Here is a 16,565-nt window from a genome sequence, read left to right on the forward strand (position 1 = left end):
ATCGGGAATTAGCTCTAAAATCATTTCGGTCGGGGCAATTATTACTGCGGTGATACCGACTGTCTGGCCGCTCTGAAGCGTTGGAATCGCTGGACCCGGCAAACCAAGATGTGATCTACCTGGAAACCATACCTGTTAAGGTATAGCTTTAATCCTATAGTCTAACATATTGATTTAATTTCGTTTATGTACGACTCAAAATCTAGACAGACACCATATGTGGGGTCCATGCTGTCGGCAACCTAACCGCAGGACCGACAGATGACCGTGACCGTTCGCACCGCACCAACCGCAGCCCGCAAGCTGGTCAAATCTGTCGGCCATATCCGCCAACAACTCGACTCTGCATCCCGCGCCGAACAGGACGGCATCCAAGGTGCGCGCGAAAAGCGGATAACCACCACAGCCAAGTTCACACACGATCAGCACCGCGCCAAGGATGCCATCGCGGATACGGAGTCCGTCGCCGCACGATATGAGCGTGCATCCCATATCCTGCGAACCAGATCAGTACCAACCGGAAACCAAAGCGGTGTCATTGCGCTTGCGTCACGCATGGTCCGTTACGGTGCCACCGATGCACAACTGGATGCCGCTGCGGATCGCGTGATGATGGCGGCAAGAGCGGCACAGACCAGCAGCGAGAAAGCGCAGACCCGGCTGGATGAGGCCGAAGACGATCTGCGGGTGACCGACGCGATGGCGGACTATCTGGCCGCTTTGGCAAAGCACGGTTTCAACAAATCCAACCCGGTCGTCCGCGCCAAGCACCGCGACTTTATGGCTTGGAAAAGTGTTTCGAGGAAACAGCGATGACAAACCCATACCGCAACACCAACGACAACCCTTACAACAGGCCGTTGATCAACGGTCAGTTGGATACCCGTGGCGCGCAACAGAACAACGCCGTGGTCTTCGACCCCACCAACGAAGCTGTGAACCCCGCAGGCGTTGGGTTGATTCAGTCGATCTTGAGGCAGGTCGATCAGCGGACGCTGAACGCTGATGATTTTCTGGAAGTGTTGACCCCGTTGGTCGAACGGGTGGCCGCGCTGGAAAAGGCGCTGGAAGTCGAGGTTGCTAAAGCAGTTGAGGCCATCGACACCGATGTATCGGGGTTCTTGGACGATGACGACCACGACGATGGCCCAACAGCCGCCCAACTGGCCGACATGATGCGCAAACACTTGGCCGACAAGGAGTCTCGCAATGGCAATGCCTAAACGCATCATCCACGACATGCCGCATGCGATCCGCGCCAAGCTGGTCAAAGAAGCGGCACTGTTCCAACTGGCTGGACATGACAGCCAGACCGCAAAGGAATTGGCGCAGACCAAGGTCCGTGCATTTTACACCGAACGCGGCAAGGACTTTGTCCGCGATCATCCGACATGGCGCGATCTGTTCGTCAAAACCGCCAGCAAACAATTGGGAAGGATTGACCTATGAACGCCGGAATGAGCAACACCGCCCGTCGCAGCACTGATGAGCGTGCAAAGCGTGAGATTGACAGGGCCGTAAAAGAGGCCGCGTTTGATGATGCACTGGCCGTGGCCAAAGACGCACCGAAGATCGCCCGCGAACATGCCGCCCTGAAAGCTGAAAACGCAGCGCTGAAATCGCAGGTTGATCGACCTGTTGCGGTCACGGTGCAGGCACCACGGCCCGCAACGGTCAAGGTCGGCATGAAGCGCCCAGACCTTTTGAAGTGTGTCTCAGCGGGCGTCACAGCCGAGTTTATGCGCCGTACCAAGCAAACCCCCGTCGAAGACACGCTGGAAGCCCTGCTGGGTGGCGACACGCACCGCTTGGCCCGTCAGGTCGCCAAGGGAATGATGCGCAATAAGGATGCGACCACCGGCGCAACAACCACAAGTGCCGGTTGGGCCGCAGAACTGGTCATGTCGGATGTGCTGGGGTTCTGGTCGAAGATGGCCCCGATCAGCATCCTTGGTGAACTGATCGACCGCACATTGATCAATGGCCTTGAGTTCGGTGACAACCGTTCGCTGACCATCCCGAGCCGTGCGCATAATAACGAAGGTGCGCTTCGGGCATCGTGGATCACCGAAGGCGCGACCATCCCCGTGGTTCAAGGTGCGCTGTCATCAAAAACCCTTTTCCGGCACAAGCTGGCCGCGATCAGTGCCTTCAGCAATGAGTTGGCAAATACATCAGTTCCGAATATCGCCAGCGTGGCCGAACAGTTCATTTTGGACGATCTGTCGGTGGCACTGGATGAAAAGTTCATGTCCGAAGATGCGGCACTGGCCGGTGTGATGCCGAGTGGTATCCGCAACGGTGTGGCCGCGCTTACAGCCCTTAACGATCCATTGCGCGATCTGGTCGCCCTGATCACCGAAATGGTCAAATACCGCGCGCGTCGTCCTGTGTTGGTCACCGATGTGACGACCGCCATCAAGTTGCAATTTCATATGGTTGACGGTCAGTTTTTGTTCCGCGACGAAATCGAAAGCAAGGGGTCGGTGCTGGGTGTCCCGCTGGTCACCAGCAACAACGCACCCGGATACGTAATGACAATGTTTGACGGTAATTCCGTCTTCGCCCTGCTTGGCATTCCTGAAATCGATCTGTCGTCCACTGTCACGCTGGCCATGGCTGATGCTGGGGTCGCTGCACCGACCATGGATGCCAATCAGGACGGTGCGGTCGATGATGGGGAAGCGATCCACATCAGCGATGCCGCCACGACCACACCGCCCACACAGGTCCGCAGCATGTTCCAGACCAACAGCACCGCGATCCGCACCGTTCTGGACGGCGCAAGCTGGGACAAAATGCACCCGGACGCGGTCGCGTGGGTTTCCACAGCGGGGTACTGATCGCATGTTTGAACCGACCCTTGCCCCGAACCTCTTGCTTGCCATCGACCGTGACGGCCAGCACAGGCTTTGCGCTGCCGTCATGCACCGGACAAGCCGGGAAGTAGTCGCAACGGCCATTGAACGCGATGTGACCTATCACCAGCCCACCACGCCCGATTTCGTGGTGTCTGTGGATACCGCGCTAAAGCCGTTTATGGCGCGGCTGGATAGCGAAGGAATTGCAGCATGAGCAACTTTCCAGACTGTGGTTATCCCGACTGTGGTTATCCCGACTGCGGCTTTCCGAATTGCCAAGGGTTCACACCGGCACCGAAGGAAGGGAAGGAAAAATGAACATCCGTATTTACAACCGAGCGGGCCAATACGTCAGAGACTTGGCGACATCGGCCACCATGCGTCGTGAACCCGATCCGCAGCGGGTCGGAATGTCCAAGGTCTACACCGGCACCCGAATGATCGGCTGGATGAAGGACGGTGACGAACCGCACCCGCATCCTGTCGCGCAGGGCAACCGCGTGATGATGGATTACACAACCCAACTCACACCGGGGAGAACTTACGATGGCCAGAGTTAAACGCACCAGTAAACAAGGCGTACAGCAAGGCGTGACCATCGAAGTCGATGACTATGACATCAACATGCCAGTACCCGGAACACCCGCCGTGCAGCTTGGACTGAGTCACGCGAACGGGCCAGCGGTCTGGTCGAACATTTACGTGCTGGCCGCTGACCTAACCCCATAGGAGAACTGACAGGATGGCTTTCGATATGCCCCGCAAGCGTAAACGCAAAGACGAAGAACCCCGGCGCCTGATGCGCGAAGAATTGATCAAGCGCGCCTCTGAGGTTGTTGGTCGTGATCTGACCGACAACGAATTGGCCATTGTCGACCGTGCGCTGGAAGATTGGGAAGTACCGGAATGAAAAGCGAGCGTGATGCCACACAGGTCAGTCAGATCAACGTGAACAGCCGTGAAGCGCAGCGACTGACCCGCGATCAGCTATTGGCCCGTGCTGCCGAGTGCCGAAAGGCCGGGATGGTCACCGCCGCCAAGGTGATGGAACGGGAAGCAGGTTATGCACGCCGTTGATTGGGATCAGATACACACGCTGACCGGCTTGTCCCTCAAGCTGGCCTTTTCGTGTGAAGACAACACCCAGTTTGCTGCACAGGTCACCGACTTGTGTCGCGTCCTGTGGTCCCAGACCCGGCCCGAACATTTCCCAACCGATCTGCGCGCCCTGACGGAACATCTTGAACCGATCGATCCGAACAAGCCCGATGAACTGGTTCGAAAGATATTGAGTTACCAAATTCCAGGTACTGAAAGGATGGTCCAGTAATGGCACAGGAAGTCGTACTAAAACTCACTGGTGACGCCACCAGCCTGAAGGCTGAGTTGAACAAAGTAGACAAAGAATTGGCCGACGTAGTTCGTCAGGCCGACCGCGCACAGGCCGCGTTGGGTAAACGGATGCAACGGGCCACGGTCGCAACTACCCGGTCGATGGGTCAAATGCGGTCGTCAATGATGAACAGTTCCTTCCAGCTTCAGGACATGATCGTTCAGCTTGAAATGGGAACGCACTGGACGCGCGTTATGGGGCAGCAGCTACCACAGCTTGCCGGTGGTTTCGGTCTTTGGGGTGCCGCCATCGGTACCGCCGTCGCCTTGCTGATTCCTCTGGCCAACCAAATGGGTTTGTTTGCCGATGAAACTATGTCGGCAGACGACGCAACCAAGCAATTGGCAGACGCCACGGAACGGTTGAATGAGATTGAAAAGGCGTTGGCCTATACGATCAACCAACAGGCCAGCGAATACGTCAATATCCTGTCTCTGATGCAGCGTGTCGAACGTCAGCGAGAATCCACCGCTGCGCAAGCCCTGCTGGATGCTGTGGGGCTTGAACAGGCGATGCGGGACTATGTGGCCGCGTCACAGGTCGCCGCCCAGCTACAGGTCCAGATGCAAGAGTTTTCGGCACAAGGTCTGACCAGCCTGAACCAAGCCGTATTCGTCCAGCAGCGGTACACGGAATTGATCGAAGCCGAAGCGGGTGAACGTGCCAAGGTACTGAACCGGATCACCGAAGAACTGCGGTTGCGTGGCGTCCTGACGACCGAAGTCGAACAGACATTGGTCACCCTGTCGGACTCATTGGGTGTCAGTGAACAACTACTCGATTTGGAACGGCAACGGGCCGACGCGCACCGCCAGATCATGACCTACGCTATGGCGGCATATCAGGTCGATCAGGGCAATCTACCACCGCAAGCATTGGGTGATTTCACCGACCCGGCTGAAACGGCATATCAGCAGGCTATGGAAGCCCGACGCCGTGCGGCTGAAGCGGCTGAACGTGCGACTTCGGGTGGTCGTGGTGGCGGGGGCGCAGCCAAACAGATTGACGAACAGACCCGCGCAATCCAGCGACTGTTACCACAGGTCGAAAAGGCGATTGCCGAGTACGACAATTGGGCCGACGTGATGAAAAACGATCTGGAAGGCGCGTTTGTCAGTGTGGCTCAGAACGGTATCAGCACATTCATCGATCAGTTGGCGGAGGGTGAAATTCGTATGAAAGAACTGGTCACCAGCATGGTCAGAGAATTCGCAAAACTCGCCCTGCAAATGGCGATTATGAACAGCCTGAAAATCGCCTTTCCCGGTATCGACTTTGGAGCCGCAGCCGGTGGGGCGTTCGCCAAGGGTGCCGCGTTCGATCAGGGCAACGTCGTACCGTTCGCCAACGGCGGTGTGGTCAACGGCCCGACAGCTTTCCCTATGACGGGCGGTCGCATGGGCCTGATGGGCGAGGCCGGACCCGAAGCCATCGTACCTTTGCAACGGAACAGCAGCGGTCAGCTAGGCGTCTCTGGTCCCAGCATCACCATCAACAACAATGCCGGTGCTGACGTATCGGTCGTGCGTTCCGATGATGAAGTGATCGAAATCGCGGTCAATCGCGCACGCCAAGCGGCCCGCACAGACTTCAGCAGATCGATGCAGACCGGATCGGGTGAGTATGCCCGGTCGATGGAGCAAGGCTATACCAGCCGTCGCCGTGTGACCTGATGCAGCTTTACGCGCTCAATGGTATGACATTTGCACGCATCGACGGCCATCTGTGGCGGTGCGACCGTGACGGCCAGCCAATAGCCAAGATGACCCGGCGCCACGCTTGGCACATCAGACGGCTTGTGCGGCAGGCTATGGGCCGTGTGCGCGCGTCTGGTGACGTGGATGAGATAGCCCGCATGGAACGGGCGATGGACGGTTTCTGATGGATTGTTTTGCTGGTGATATACGGGCCGAGTTGGTCGATGCCCTGTCACCGTTTGAAGACGCAGGCGTCAGTGTAGCCGTTTCGGTACGTGAGTGCCTTCACCGGCCCGAATTGATCGTGTGCGTGCGGATTGGGGACCAGTTTGACGTGTTGGACCAGTACCGGGTGTCGCTGGCCCTGAATGCGTCGGATATGATCGCGGCTGTAATGCGGGCCGGGTGGAATGACTTTGTGCGGCTGCTGTCGATGTCAAATGCAATGCCCATTGCTTACCAGTTCGATGCATCACCGCCACGCCTCACATTGGTTCCGTAATGGTACGACAATAACCGAACCAACCGAGACGACCAAGCAGGCTGTTTATTCCTTTGTGCGTTCCGCATCCGCACATCGGCCTGTAGGTCCAGCCCGCCCCTTTACCTGTCAGTTCCGGGGCGGGCGAACTTACGACTCGGGTGGACTTTCGGGTGGACCATTGCACCCACCTGGTATTTAACCAAAGCGAATCCAATACATTACGCACCCATGATGGCGGACTGTCTCTCCGCCACTATCCCAAGACCGCCACATACCCTGGTCAACGGTGCGAAGCATCACTCACTATCGGTGTTCTTTTCGTCAAACAACAGAGGGGTCTGTGTTCAGAAATACCAAATCAGCTTTTTTCAGTTTCAGCAAATATATCTGCACAGGTGAGCGAGCCTCTTCCTGCAGCCTCTATTCGGCCACACCGGACATTCGATCATTCCTATATTAGGCAGGGCGGCAGCAAATCCTATTTGTCTCTCTATCGACACTTCAAGCAGCTAAACTTTTGAATGGATTACATCCAAGTTTTGGGCTCTTGCTGATATGCTCGCAAGAGTGTTCGGCTCTCACGATCTGTGCTTGTTTTGGCAATAGATACGCTTATCGAACAGAAATAACTATCAAACGCAACATATACGAGACCCTTTCGGATCAAATACTTGATAAAAGAAAATTTGGCTGGTCATTAGTCGATCTATTAGTAACTTGCATACGCATCAGATTGTGATTGTGATTGTAATCGCTTATTGCGGAAAATCTATTGGAGTGCACTCTTGATAATTCCGTTTCATGTTCGGGAAATGCTTCAACGCATCAGGGCACGATTTGACGCTGATCAGATACCGAAACAGATGGCACCCAATAATGCCGAGTTTTCAACACTGCGCCCGTCCCGCAAGCCTACACAAGAGATGGTCGCGCGTTTTTGGGAGCAGCTGAAACCCACGGCCAGCGACGAGGATCAAGCGCAAATCGCTGATCCGGAAACGGTAGAAGCTGCCGAAACCTATGGCACCAATATTGAGAACTTTATCGGCACGGTTAAGCTTCCTGTCGGGGTCATTGGACCCTTACGCTTGAACGGAATGAACGCAAACGGCGATTTTCATATCCCCCTCGCAACAACCGAGGCAGCGCTGGTCGCGTCTTATGCCCGGGGCGCTTATGCCGCCACCCGGTCGGGCGGTGTTAGTACAGCTGTTTTGTACGAAGGTGTTCTACGGACACCGGCGTTTGTTTTCGAGAGCCTTCTTAAGGCCGGGCAATTTGTGGACTGGGTTGTGACAAATGTCGACATGCTCAAATCTGCGGCCGAAGCGACGACCCGTCATGGCAAGCTTGTATCGCTGGAGCCGTTCATTGATACAAACGTCGTTTTTTTGATTTGCCGCTACACCACAGGTGATGCAGCGGGTCAGAATATGGTGACCATCGCCACCGACGCCTTGTGCCACGCAATCGCGGATAGCTGCCCTGTCGCGATTGAGAACTGGTATGTCGAAGGTAATTTTTCGGGGGATAAAAAGGCTTCGGCGCTGGGGCTGGTGACGGGGCGCGGGCGTAAGGTCAGCGCCTCGGTCACGCTCCCGGCTGAGGTTGTTAAAAAGACGCTTGGAACGACGGTCGAAGCGATGCTTGACTATGGCCGTGTCGCCAATCTGGGGGCGCTTTTGTCCGGCCAATTTGGGGCGCAGGCGCACTATGCCAACGGGCTGGCGGCATTCTACATTGCAACCGGACAGGACGCGGCCTGCGTTGCCGAAAGCGCAATGGGAGTCACGCGAATGGAACCTAGGGGCGACGATCTTTTCTGCTCGGTGACGCTTCCTAACATTCTGGTTGGCTCGGTCGGCGGGGGCACTGGATTGCCCAGCCAGGCAGCAGCGCTGAACATACTCGGCTTACGGGGCAGCGGGAGTGGGACAGCTTTAGCTGAAGTGGCCGCGGCCACGTGCCTGTGCGGTGAAATCTCCATCGTCGCCGCGATTGCTGCAGGCCATTTCACCCGCGCCCATGAAAGTCTGGCCCGCCACAGATGAGCATTCAGAACCGATTCTGGATTTATCAATCCGAGCGTTTTCCGCTGAAGAAAACCGTCCCTCTGCTGCTGGTGTTTTCCTCGGCCAGTATCTGCGTGTCCGCCCGTCTGGCAGACCGCCCCCTACCCGAATGGCCCGCCTTTGCCGTCGGCTTTGTACTGGCCATGGCGTTGTTCTTCCAGATGCGGGTCTGTGACGAGTTCAAGGACGCCGAAGACGACCGGCGCTACCGGCCCGAAAGGCCGATCCCACGCGGATTGGTCTCACCGGGCGAAGTTCTGAGCCTGGGTTTGCTGACCATTCCACTGGCTTTTACGGCTGCCTGGTTCTGGCACCCGTCGGTTTTGTGGCTGTTGGGCGCGGTTTGGATCTGGCTCGTGGCGATGACTGTCGAATTCGGTGTCCCGGCCTGGCTGAAGGCGCGGCCGGTTTTGTACCTGCTAAGCCATATGGCGATCATGCCCTTGATTGATCTGTTGCTGACCGGTCTCGAATGGCTGCCAGCAGGCGGTGCGGCACCCTCTCTGTGGCTGTTCCTGGCGTTGTCCTTTGTGAATGGCTGCGTCCTTGAGATCGGGCGCAAACTGTGGGCTCCTGAAAACGAGATTACCGGTGTCGACACCTATTCCGCCCTATGGGGTCCGCGTCCGGCGGGGCGTATCTGGATCGGCTGCGTCCTGCTGTCCTACGCGCTTCTTGTCGCAACGGGCAGCGCCACAGGCGTTGGCTGGCCAAGTGCCCTGATCGGCGCGCTGGCGCTGGTTCCCTGCGGGGCTGCCGTATTCCGCTATAGTCAGTCACCAACTGAGAAAGCCCAGAACAGGATGGACACTGTTTCCGGCCTTTGGGTGTTTTTCTGCTATGCCACGGCTGGTTTCCTGCCCTTCTTGTTCGGAGCCGCTGTATGACTTTCATCGTCGCCCAAACGGATGCCAACGATGTCCCGTTTGTCGGAGGCAAAGCGGCGGCACTGTCGCATCTGACGCAGCACGGTTTTTCCCCACCCGAGTTCTTTGTCATCACTAATGACGCATTTCGCATGGGGCAGTCCGGGCCCATCGCGAAAAAGGGCCTGCGATCGGCTGTGACCTACGCACTTAAAACGCTTGGGCCCGGGCCTTACGCGGTGCGCAGCTCTGGCCGGTCCGAAGATGGCGTGGATCACAGTCACGCGGGACAGTTCGATTCTGTCCTGAACGTTCCGGGCAAAAGTGTTATCGCGGCTGCCAAGCAGGTTTGGCAATCCGGTTTCTCGGCAACGGTCGAAACCTACCGGGCGGTCAAATCCGTCGGCCAAGCCGAGGCTCCTGCGATCATCGTACAATGCATGGTCGATGCAAAGACGGCCGGTGTCGCCTTTTCCGCCGATCCGGTCAGTGGTCGGCGCAATGTGGTCGTGATCTCGGCCATTGAAGGCCTTGCAGACCAGCTTGTGTCAGGTGAAGCGGACGGAGAGGACTGGATCATCGGTGCGGATGGCACACCGGAAAGCGCACCAGACACCCCAACACATTTGAACGTGAACGAGGCGCAATCCATCGCGGCCCTTGCCCAAAAGGCCGAAGCTCTGTTTGGATCACCTCAGGACATCGAATGGGCCATTGATGCGCAAGGGCTACATATTTTGCAGGCCCGACCGATTACCACGCCCTTACGTCCTGAGCCGCTCGAAGACCAGACACTTACTATTTTCGACAACTCCAATATCGTAGAAAGCTATCCGGGCATCGTCAGCCCGCTGACCTATTCTTTTGCTCTGCATGTTTATTCTCAGGTGTATCGCGCTTTCGTCAGGTTGCTGGGCGTTTCCCGGCACACGGTTGCCCGGAACCCAACTGTTTTTGACAATTTGCTGGGGCGGGTGGATGGGCGTGCCTATTACAATCTGATCAACTGGTATCGCGCGCTGGCACTGTTGCCCGGGTTTTCACAGAACCGCGACTATATGGAAACGATGATGGGCGTTTCTGAACCGATGCCGCGTGAGGTCACGGATGCTCTTGCTCCGCCCCCCACCACTGGTTGGACCAGGGTCGTGGAATACGCGAAACTCGCCAAGGTTGCGGGCGGTCTGATCTGGCAGGCTGTCCGGCTGCCGCAGACCCGGCGCAATTTTTATCACAGGCTGAACGACATATTGCAGGCGGGGCTGGATGTGAACACCTCCAACGCTACCGAGCTGGCGGCCGAGTACCGGCGCATCGAAAGCACCTTGCTGGATCGTTGGGACGCCCCGCTGATCAACGACTTTCTATGCATGATTGCCTTTGGCGGCTCGCGCAACCTGCTACAAAAGTGGCTGGGCGAGGACGGGTTGACCCTGCACAATGACCTCATGATCGGGCAAGGCGATATCGTTTCGGCAGAACCCGCTCAGCGCATTGCCCAAATAGGAAAGCTGGTTCGGGAGGCAGGTCTTGCCGCAACTTTGAAGGCCAACGCGCAGCTGTCGGTTTTGTCCGGGCACCGGCAAATCGAAGCCGAGGTTGATGCGTATCTTGAAAAATTCGGCGACCGGTGCACCGAAGAGCTCAAGTTGGAAAGCGTTCCGCTGCGCGACGATCCGACCAGCCTTTTGCTGGCCATTGCAGCCAGCGCGGAGCGTCCCCCGCCCGGGCGTCAGGAAGGAGCCGAGCCGGATTGGCAAGCATTGTTTCCGACAAACGCCCTCAAACGGCAGTCGGCCAAATGGATCCTGGGCTGGACCAAGGCTCGTGTGCGCGACCGCGAAAACCTGCGTTTTGAACGCACGCGAATCTTTGGTTATGCGCGGCGTGTGTTTTTGGGTATCGGCCGGGAATTCGCCGCCCACGATCTGCTTTCATCACCAAAGGATGTGTTTTTCCTGACATCACATGAGGTTCTCGGAGCAGTCGAAGGCTATAGCCTGTCACCTGATCTGAAAGGCATCGTTGCGCGGCGCAAACACGAAGATGAAGCCTCGTCCCGACGCCCCGACCCGCCGGAACGCATCGAAATCCGTGGTCCCGCCATCGCGCCGATCTGGTCCGAATGCGCGGAACTCGAAGTGGACACAGCACGGGTGAAGCACGGCACAGGTTGTTCTGCAGGACAGATCAAGGCGCGTGCGCGTGTGATCCGCGATCCACGCACTGAGGCTCTGGACCCCGGAGACATTCTGGTGGCGCGCCACACCGACCCGGGCTGGATCGCCGTATTCTCAAACGCATCGGCCATCGTCGTCGAGCGGGGGTCTTTGTTGTCACATTCGGCGATTGTAGCCCGCGAACTGGGTATCCCCTGCGTCGTTGGCCTGAAAGGGGCCACCACCTGGATCGAAGATGGAGAGATGATCTCGGTCGACGGGGCAAGCGGCGCTGTGGAGCGGTACGATGGGTAGCAGTGAGATTGAGAATAAGGCGGATTTCGACTATATCCGCTATGCCCAACTGTGGGAGGACGCAGATGTCCTGACTTCTGCATTGGGCGATTGTGCGGGCAAGACATTGGTGTCCATCTGCTCGGCCGGAGACAATGCGCTGGCTATGCTGACACTCGATCCCGCGCGCGTCGTGGTTCTGGACCTGTCACCGGCGCAGATCGCCTGCCTCAAACTCAGAATCGCGGCCTATCAGCGGCTGACTCATTCCGAATTCATCGAGCTTACTGGCTCGCGTCCAAGTACCCGACGGGATGCATTGCTGGGCCGGGTTTTGGATGCCACAGATGCCGACACGCGCGCCTTCTGGGAGGCTCTGACTCCGGAGGTCGAAAAATACGGTATTGGGGGCGTCGGCAAATTTGAACGCTATTTTCGCGTCTTTCGGACCCGGCTTTTGCCGCTGGTGCATTCACGCCGAACCATCGACGAAGTGTTCACTCCACGCAGCCCAGAAGCACGGAAAACCTTTTTCGACACGCGGTTCAACACATTCCGTTGGCGTCTTCTGCTGAACATCTTCTTTTCTCGCTTCGTCATGGGGCGCATGGGTCGGGACAGCGCATTTTTCGATCATGTCGAAGGCAGCCCGGCCCAACATGTCGCCCGCCGCATCCGTCATGCGGGGGTCGCCACCGATCCGTCTCAAAATCCTTATCTGCATTGGATTCTTAAGGGCAACCACGGTAACGCGCTGCCATTAGCATGGCGTTCCGAACATTATGAGACGATCCGATCTCGGCTGGATCGTCTGGACGTTCGCCTCGGATCGCTGGAGGCTTTTGTGTCGGCCGGTGAGAAAGCCAGCGTGTTCAACCTTTCCGACATTTTCGAGTACATGTCGCTCGAAACCTTCCGACAGGTTTACGGTGCCATCCTAACCGCCGCAGAGCCACACGCCCGACTGGTCTATTGGAACATGATGGCACCCCGGCGGGTTCCGCCGGAATACAGGGATCAGATAGACACCCTGACCGACATCGAAACGCAGCAGAAAGCCCGTGACATGGCATTCTTCTATTCGGATTTCGTCGTAGAAGAGGTGCAGCCGTGACCGTTCCTGGTCAAGTTCTGCTGGCGGCGGGGTCCGTATTGGCTCTTGTCGGAGTAATGATGGTCATCCGAAGTCTGGCCAACACGGCGGGCCTAAGCCCCGAAGTGCAGCGCAAGCTGATGCATGTCAGCACGGGCCTCTTTGCGTTGCTGCTGCCCTGGCTCTTTCCCGATCGCTGGCCGGTTTATATGCTGATCGCAGCCACAATGCTGGTGATGCTTGTGCTGCGCCTACCGCGTTTTTCATCGGGTCTTGGCGCGACCCTTCACGGGGTCGAACGCACATCCTACGGAGACTTTCTACTCGCCTTGTCCGTTGGACTTTGCTTCTTGCTGGCGGGCGAAAACATACTGTTCTACTTGCTGCCAATCGCAGTTCTGACACTCGCGGATGCTGCCGCAGCGCTTGCCGGGACCACGTATGGAACCAAACGCTACGTGGTGGAAGATGGTGACAAGAGCTTAGAAGGGTCAGTAGTGTTTTTTGTCGTAACGCTATTGGTTGCGATCATCTGCTTCTTGTTCTTGTCGAAACTCCCGCCATCTAACGTCATGATGTTGTGTCTTATGGTTGCGGCCTTTGGCACATTGGTCGAGGCGCAAAGTTGGCGGGGGTTTGATAACTTGTTCCTGCCGCTTGGCTTGCTAATTTTTCTGAACGGCCACTATCACAGCTCTTTGGCAGAGCTCGCCCTGTTGGCTGCCATGTTTTTTGCCGCCCTTGCCAGTTTCGGCGTGGTGGGAACCAAGCTGGGCCTGACCAAGCATACGACCCGTGTGTATGTTGTCGCGGTTTTTTTGCTGCTTGCGGCCGCTAAACTGCAGAACACAGTACTGCCGATTATGGTTCTTGCCGCACATGGCTGGGCGCGCACCGCTTCTCCTTGTGACAGTAAGTACCCCGATCTGGATATCGTAGCCGCCTTAGGGTTTTTGGGATTCGGTTGGCTTGCGGCAGGAAATGCAACGGGATGGGATGCGATTTCTTTTTTTGGGCTCAGTGCGATGGGGTTGGCTATGGGGCTCACTGCTGTGGCGCTGTGTGCCAATCCTATTGCGATACCGTTTGCTGCGGCTTTCCTGTTCATAATTCGGACTTGGGCTGTTTCCCAGAATTCTGAACAGTCGAACTGGGCTGAGCCGCTGACGGCTCTGACCCTGCTCTCACTGCTGTGCACAGTTGCGGTTCCATTGGCCCGGCCACACTGGTTCGGAAAAGACCGGGTTCTTAGGTTGACGCTGTTGGCCCTCGCTCTGCCCTTGCTCTACTATGTTTGGGTCGTTGCTGGATCGCTTGGAGCGCGGTTCTTTGCCGGAGTGGTTTCATGACCAAAGAGACCATCAAAACGGCCGATGCTAAGCTGACCGTGTATCTGAACGGCCCAAACTGGGACGGCGTTCCCGCCGCAACCTTCGGTGATTTTTCCTGCAAAACCCCCGAGGCCGGCGCCGAAATCCTGCAAAAGGGGGCGCTGCTGGTCACAGACACGGGCCTCGACCGCATCATCGGGCCGATGTCTGGCGATACCTGGCACAGTTACCGGTTTGTCTCGGGCAGCGACGGGTCTGCTCCGTTCCTGATGGAACCCACCAACAAACCTCATGAGCCCAAGATGTTCCGGTCGGCAGGATTTACAGAGATCAGCCGGTACTTCTCGGCCCGAGTCCCACTGCAGGCCGCCGCCCGGTCGGCACCGCCGGAAACCGAAAGGTTCGTGGTGGAAGAGTGGGATGGAACAGATCCCGAGGCCCTGTTCCGCCAGGTATTCGAACTTTCAACCCGAGCATTCTCAAAGAACGCATTCTACAAGCCGATATCCGAGGCGGATTTTCTGGCCATGTATATGCCGGTTGTGCCAATGATGAAGCGCGAGTTGATCCTGTTTGCGCGCCGCCGCGACGGGTCATTGGCCGGGTTTCTGTTCGGCATTCCCAACTATGCCGAAGGCCCCGATCCGACATCCGCAATCCTTAAGACCTATGCAAGTCTCGAACCCGGCGCCGGGCGGCATCTGGCACACAGGTTCCACAAGACGGCATTCAGCATGGGGTACGACACCGCCATTCATGCGCTGATCCATGATGACAATAACTCGGCCGACCGCAGTGCCGCGGAAGGTGCAACGATTTTCCGTCGATATTCCCTGCTTGGGCGGAAGCTGAATGGCTGACCTGCTCGCCCATTTCTCGGCTGCGGTTGAACGGTTTCCGGACAGGACCGCAATAGTGGACGGCAAGGGCCGCCAGATTAGTTTTCAAACACTGCACACGCGGGTTCAGCACTTGGCAGGTAGGTGGCAGGACAAGGGTATCCAACCAGGTGATCGTGTACTTTTGGCCATGCCTGTCGATGCGGACCTTTATGCAAGTCTAGCCGCCCTATGGTCCCTTGGCGCCACTGTTGTCTTGCCGGAACCGGCCATGGGGTTGGCCGGTCTGCGTCATGCCGCCCGGACCACGAATCCAAAAGCGTTCTGTGCAGCGGGCGCGTATTCTTTGCTGAAGTTTCTGATTCCGAACCTTTGGTCCCTACCTCTGCTGAAGCCGGGGGCAAGTCGCTGCGATCCGGTGGTCCATGAGGTTCGACCGGAGGATATCGCCCTTATTTCTTTCACCTCCGGGACGACGGGCCAGCCGAAAGCCATTCCCCGCTCGCATGCATTTCTGATGGCGCAGCACGATGCCATCGCGCCCCTCCTCGCCAGCAACAATGCCGAGCGCGATCTGGTGGCCTTTCCGGTGTTCACACTGATCAATCTGGCGGCTGGGCGCACAAGTGTTCTCCCGAACTGGAAGTTGAGCAAGCTGGACCGCTTGTCGCCGGAACAGTTGGACAGCTGGATCCATGTGCAGCAAATCACCCGAACCCTCATCCCGCCGTCACTTTGTGAAAAACTTGCTCAATCCGGCGACACCGGTCCGTTGCGCACGGTGTTCACGGGCGGTGGCCCGGTATTCCCGGACCTGGTGGAGACGTTGAGAACCCGGCACAGGCTTTCAGTTGTTTGCGTCTACGGATCGACCGAGGCCGAACCGATTGCCCATCTCGACGCCAGGGACATCTCGGAGGAGGATTCCCGTCGGATGTCCGGTGGCCATGGGCTTCTCGTCGGATATCCAGTGCCTGAGATCACGCTCCGTATTTGCGACAATGAAATTCAGGTCGCAGGGGCGCATGTGAACAACGGTTATCTTGATCCGGCCCAATCAGTGGAAAACAAAATTAAAGAAGGCGGCGTCGTTTGGCACCGAACCGGTGACGCTGGCACGTTGGACGAACACGGACGATTGTGGTTATGGGGGCGGACGGGGTCCGAAATTGAGGTAAACTCAGGTTCACTATTTCCCTTCGCAATCGAAGTCGCGGCAAGGCAATGGTCGGGTGTAGAACACTGCGCACTAATAAATACGAATGAAGGCCCGGCTCTTTGCGTTCAAGGGTTACCTGGTCAAGTTGAGGCTTGGAGTAGTTGTGCGCTTGGTTTTGGTGTCCCCAAGGTGATTTCAATTGACAAAATCCCCATGGACAAGCGTCACGCCTCCAAAGTTGATCGCGCGAAACTTGAACGCATCTTGGGTTATTGATGAAAAATGGGCCGAAGCCGCACCGTTTTTAGTTGGTCGGG

The 16,565-nt window shown here is 57.1% G+C and carries 20 protein-coding genes; all 20 read left to right on the forward strand.

Annotated elements, in window-relative coordinates:
- Nucleotides 1-261: 261 nt before the first annotated feature.
- The 20 genes from AC2FJE_RS01015 (at nucleotide 262) to AC2FJE_RS01110 (ending at nucleotide 16,524) form a co-directional block, all read left to right on the forward strand.
- Entirely contained in the window at nucleotides 262-816 is a 555-nt protein-coding gene (locus AC2FJE_RS01015; RefSeq protein WP_496760463.1) for a hypothetical protein, read from the forward strand.
- Entirely contained in the window at nucleotides 813-1,223 is a 411-nt protein-coding gene (locus tag AC2FJE_RS01020) for a hypothetical protein (RefSeq protein WP_496760465.1), read from the forward strand. Before AC2FJE_RS01015 ends, AC2FJE_RS01020 begins: the two co-directional genes overlap by 4 nt.
- Nucleotides 1,210-1,449 (forward strand): hypothetical protein, encoded by a 240-nt coding sequence (locus AC2FJE_RS01025; RefSeq protein ID WP_496760467.1) that lies wholly within the window; start codon nucleotides 1,210-1,212, stop codon nucleotides 1,447-1,449. The genes AC2FJE_RS01020 and AC2FJE_RS01025 overlap by 14 nt, the downstream gene beginning before the upstream one ends.
- An 8-nt stretch (nucleotides 1,450-1,457) precedes the next feature.
- On the forward strand, nucleotides 1,458-2,843 hold the full coding sequence (locus AC2FJE_RS01030; RefSeq protein ID WP_496760469.1) for a phage major capsid protein: 1,386 nt from the start codon (nucleotides 1,458-1,460) through the stop codon (nucleotides 2,841-2,843).
- A 4-nt stretch (nucleotides 2,844-2,847) separates the two neighbouring features.
- Nucleotides 2,848-3,075 (forward strand): hypothetical protein, encoded by a 228-nt coding sequence (locus AC2FJE_RS01035; protein WP_496760470.1) that lies wholly within the window; start codon nucleotides 2,848-2,850, stop codon nucleotides 3,073-3,075.
- 100 nt (nucleotides 3,076-3,175) lie between these two features.
- Entirely contained in the window at nucleotides 3,176-3,421 is a 246-nt protein-coding gene (locus AC2FJE_RS01040; RefSeq protein WP_496760472.1) for a hypothetical protein, read from the forward strand.
- Nucleotides 3,408-3,590: a hypothetical protein gene (locus AC2FJE_RS01045; protein WP_496760474.1), complete on the forward strand. Its 183-nt coding sequence runs from the start codon at nucleotides 3,408-3,410 to the stop codon at nucleotides 3,588-3,590. Before AC2FJE_RS01040 ends, AC2FJE_RS01045 begins: the two co-directional genes overlap by 14 nt.
- A 13-nt stretch (nucleotides 3,591-3,603) precedes the next feature.
- Nucleotides 3,604-3,771 (forward strand): hypothetical protein, encoded by a 168-nt coding sequence (locus AC2FJE_RS01050; RefSeq protein WP_496760476.1) that lies wholly within the window; start codon nucleotides 3,604-3,606, stop codon nucleotides 3,769-3,771.
- A complete protein-coding gene (locus AC2FJE_RS01055; RefSeq protein WP_496760478.1) occupies nucleotides 3,768-3,938 on the forward strand; it encodes a hypothetical protein in 171 nt (56 codons plus the stop codon). The genes AC2FJE_RS01050 and AC2FJE_RS01055 overlap by 4 nt, the downstream gene beginning before the upstream one ends.
- Nucleotides 3,925-4,191 (forward strand): hypothetical protein, encoded by a 267-nt coding sequence (locus AC2FJE_RS01060; protein ID WP_496760481.1) that lies wholly within the window; start codon nucleotides 3,925-3,927, stop codon nucleotides 4,189-4,191. The genes AC2FJE_RS01055 and AC2FJE_RS01060 overlap by 14 nt, the downstream gene beginning before the upstream one ends.
- Nucleotides 4,191-5,927, forward strand: a complete 1,737-nt coding sequence (locus tag AC2FJE_RS01065; protein ID WP_496760483.1) for a phage tail tape measure protein — start codon at nucleotides 4,191-4,193, stop codon at nucleotides 5,925-5,927. The genes AC2FJE_RS01060 and AC2FJE_RS01065 overlap by 1 nt, the downstream gene beginning before the upstream one ends.
- 23 nt (nucleotides 5,928-5,950) lie before the next feature.
- Nucleotides 5,951-6,136, forward strand: coding sequence for a hypothetical protein (locus AC2FJE_RS01070; protein WP_496760485.1), 186 nt, complete (start codon nucleotides 5,951-5,953; stop codon nucleotides 6,134-6,136).
- Entirely contained in the window at nucleotides 6,136-6,453 is a 318-nt protein-coding gene (locus AC2FJE_RS01075; protein WP_496760487.1) for a hypothetical protein, read from the forward strand. The genes AC2FJE_RS01070 and AC2FJE_RS01075 overlap by 1 nt, the downstream gene beginning before the upstream one ends.
- 845 nt (nucleotides 6,454-7,298) lie before the next feature.
- Nucleotides 7,299-8,486, forward strand: a complete 1,188-nt coding sequence (locus AC2FJE_RS01080) for a hydroxymethylglutaryl-CoA reductase (protein ID WP_496754008.1) — start codon at nucleotides 7,299-7,301, stop codon at nucleotides 8,484-8,486.
- Complete coding sequence (locus AC2FJE_RS01085; protein ID WP_496754006.1) at nucleotides 8,483-9,394, forward strand: UbiA family prenyltransferase; 912 nt, start codon at nucleotides 8,483-8,485, stop codon at nucleotides 9,392-9,394. The genes AC2FJE_RS01080 and AC2FJE_RS01085 overlap by 4 nt, the downstream gene beginning before the upstream one ends.
- On the forward strand, nucleotides 9,391-11,847 hold the full coding sequence (locus tag AC2FJE_RS01090) for a PEP/pyruvate-binding domain-containing protein (protein WP_496754004.1): 2,457 nt from the start codon (nucleotides 9,391-9,393) through the stop codon (nucleotides 11,845-11,847). Before AC2FJE_RS01085 ends, AC2FJE_RS01090 begins: the two co-directional genes overlap by 4 nt.
- A complete protein-coding gene (locus AC2FJE_RS01095; protein WP_496754002.1) occupies nucleotides 11,840-12,940 on the forward strand; it encodes a BtaA family protein in 1,101 nt (366 codons plus the stop codon). The genes AC2FJE_RS01090 and AC2FJE_RS01095 overlap by 8 nt, the downstream gene beginning before the upstream one ends.
- Nucleotides 12,937-14,268: a hypothetical protein gene (locus AC2FJE_RS01100; RefSeq protein WP_496754000.1), complete on the forward strand. Its 1,332-nt coding sequence runs from the start codon at nucleotides 12,937-12,939 to the stop codon at nucleotides 14,266-14,268. Before AC2FJE_RS01095 ends, AC2FJE_RS01100 begins: the two co-directional genes overlap by 4 nt.
- A complete protein-coding gene (locus AC2FJE_RS01105; RefSeq protein WP_496760489.1) occupies nucleotides 14,265-15,110 on the forward strand; it encodes a hypothetical protein in 846 nt (281 codons plus the stop codon). The genes AC2FJE_RS01100 and AC2FJE_RS01105 overlap by 4 nt, the downstream gene beginning before the upstream one ends.
- Nucleotides 15,103-16,524, forward strand: coding sequence for an AMP-binding protein (locus tag AC2FJE_RS01110; RefSeq protein ID WP_496753996.1), 1,422 nt, complete (start codon nucleotides 15,103-15,105; stop codon nucleotides 16,522-16,524). Before AC2FJE_RS01105 ends, AC2FJE_RS01110 begins: the two co-directional genes overlap by 8 nt.
- Nucleotides 16,525-16,565: the final 41 nt, after the last annotated feature.

It is taken from the genome of Ruegeria sp. CDSC002 (assembly GCF_059610905.1).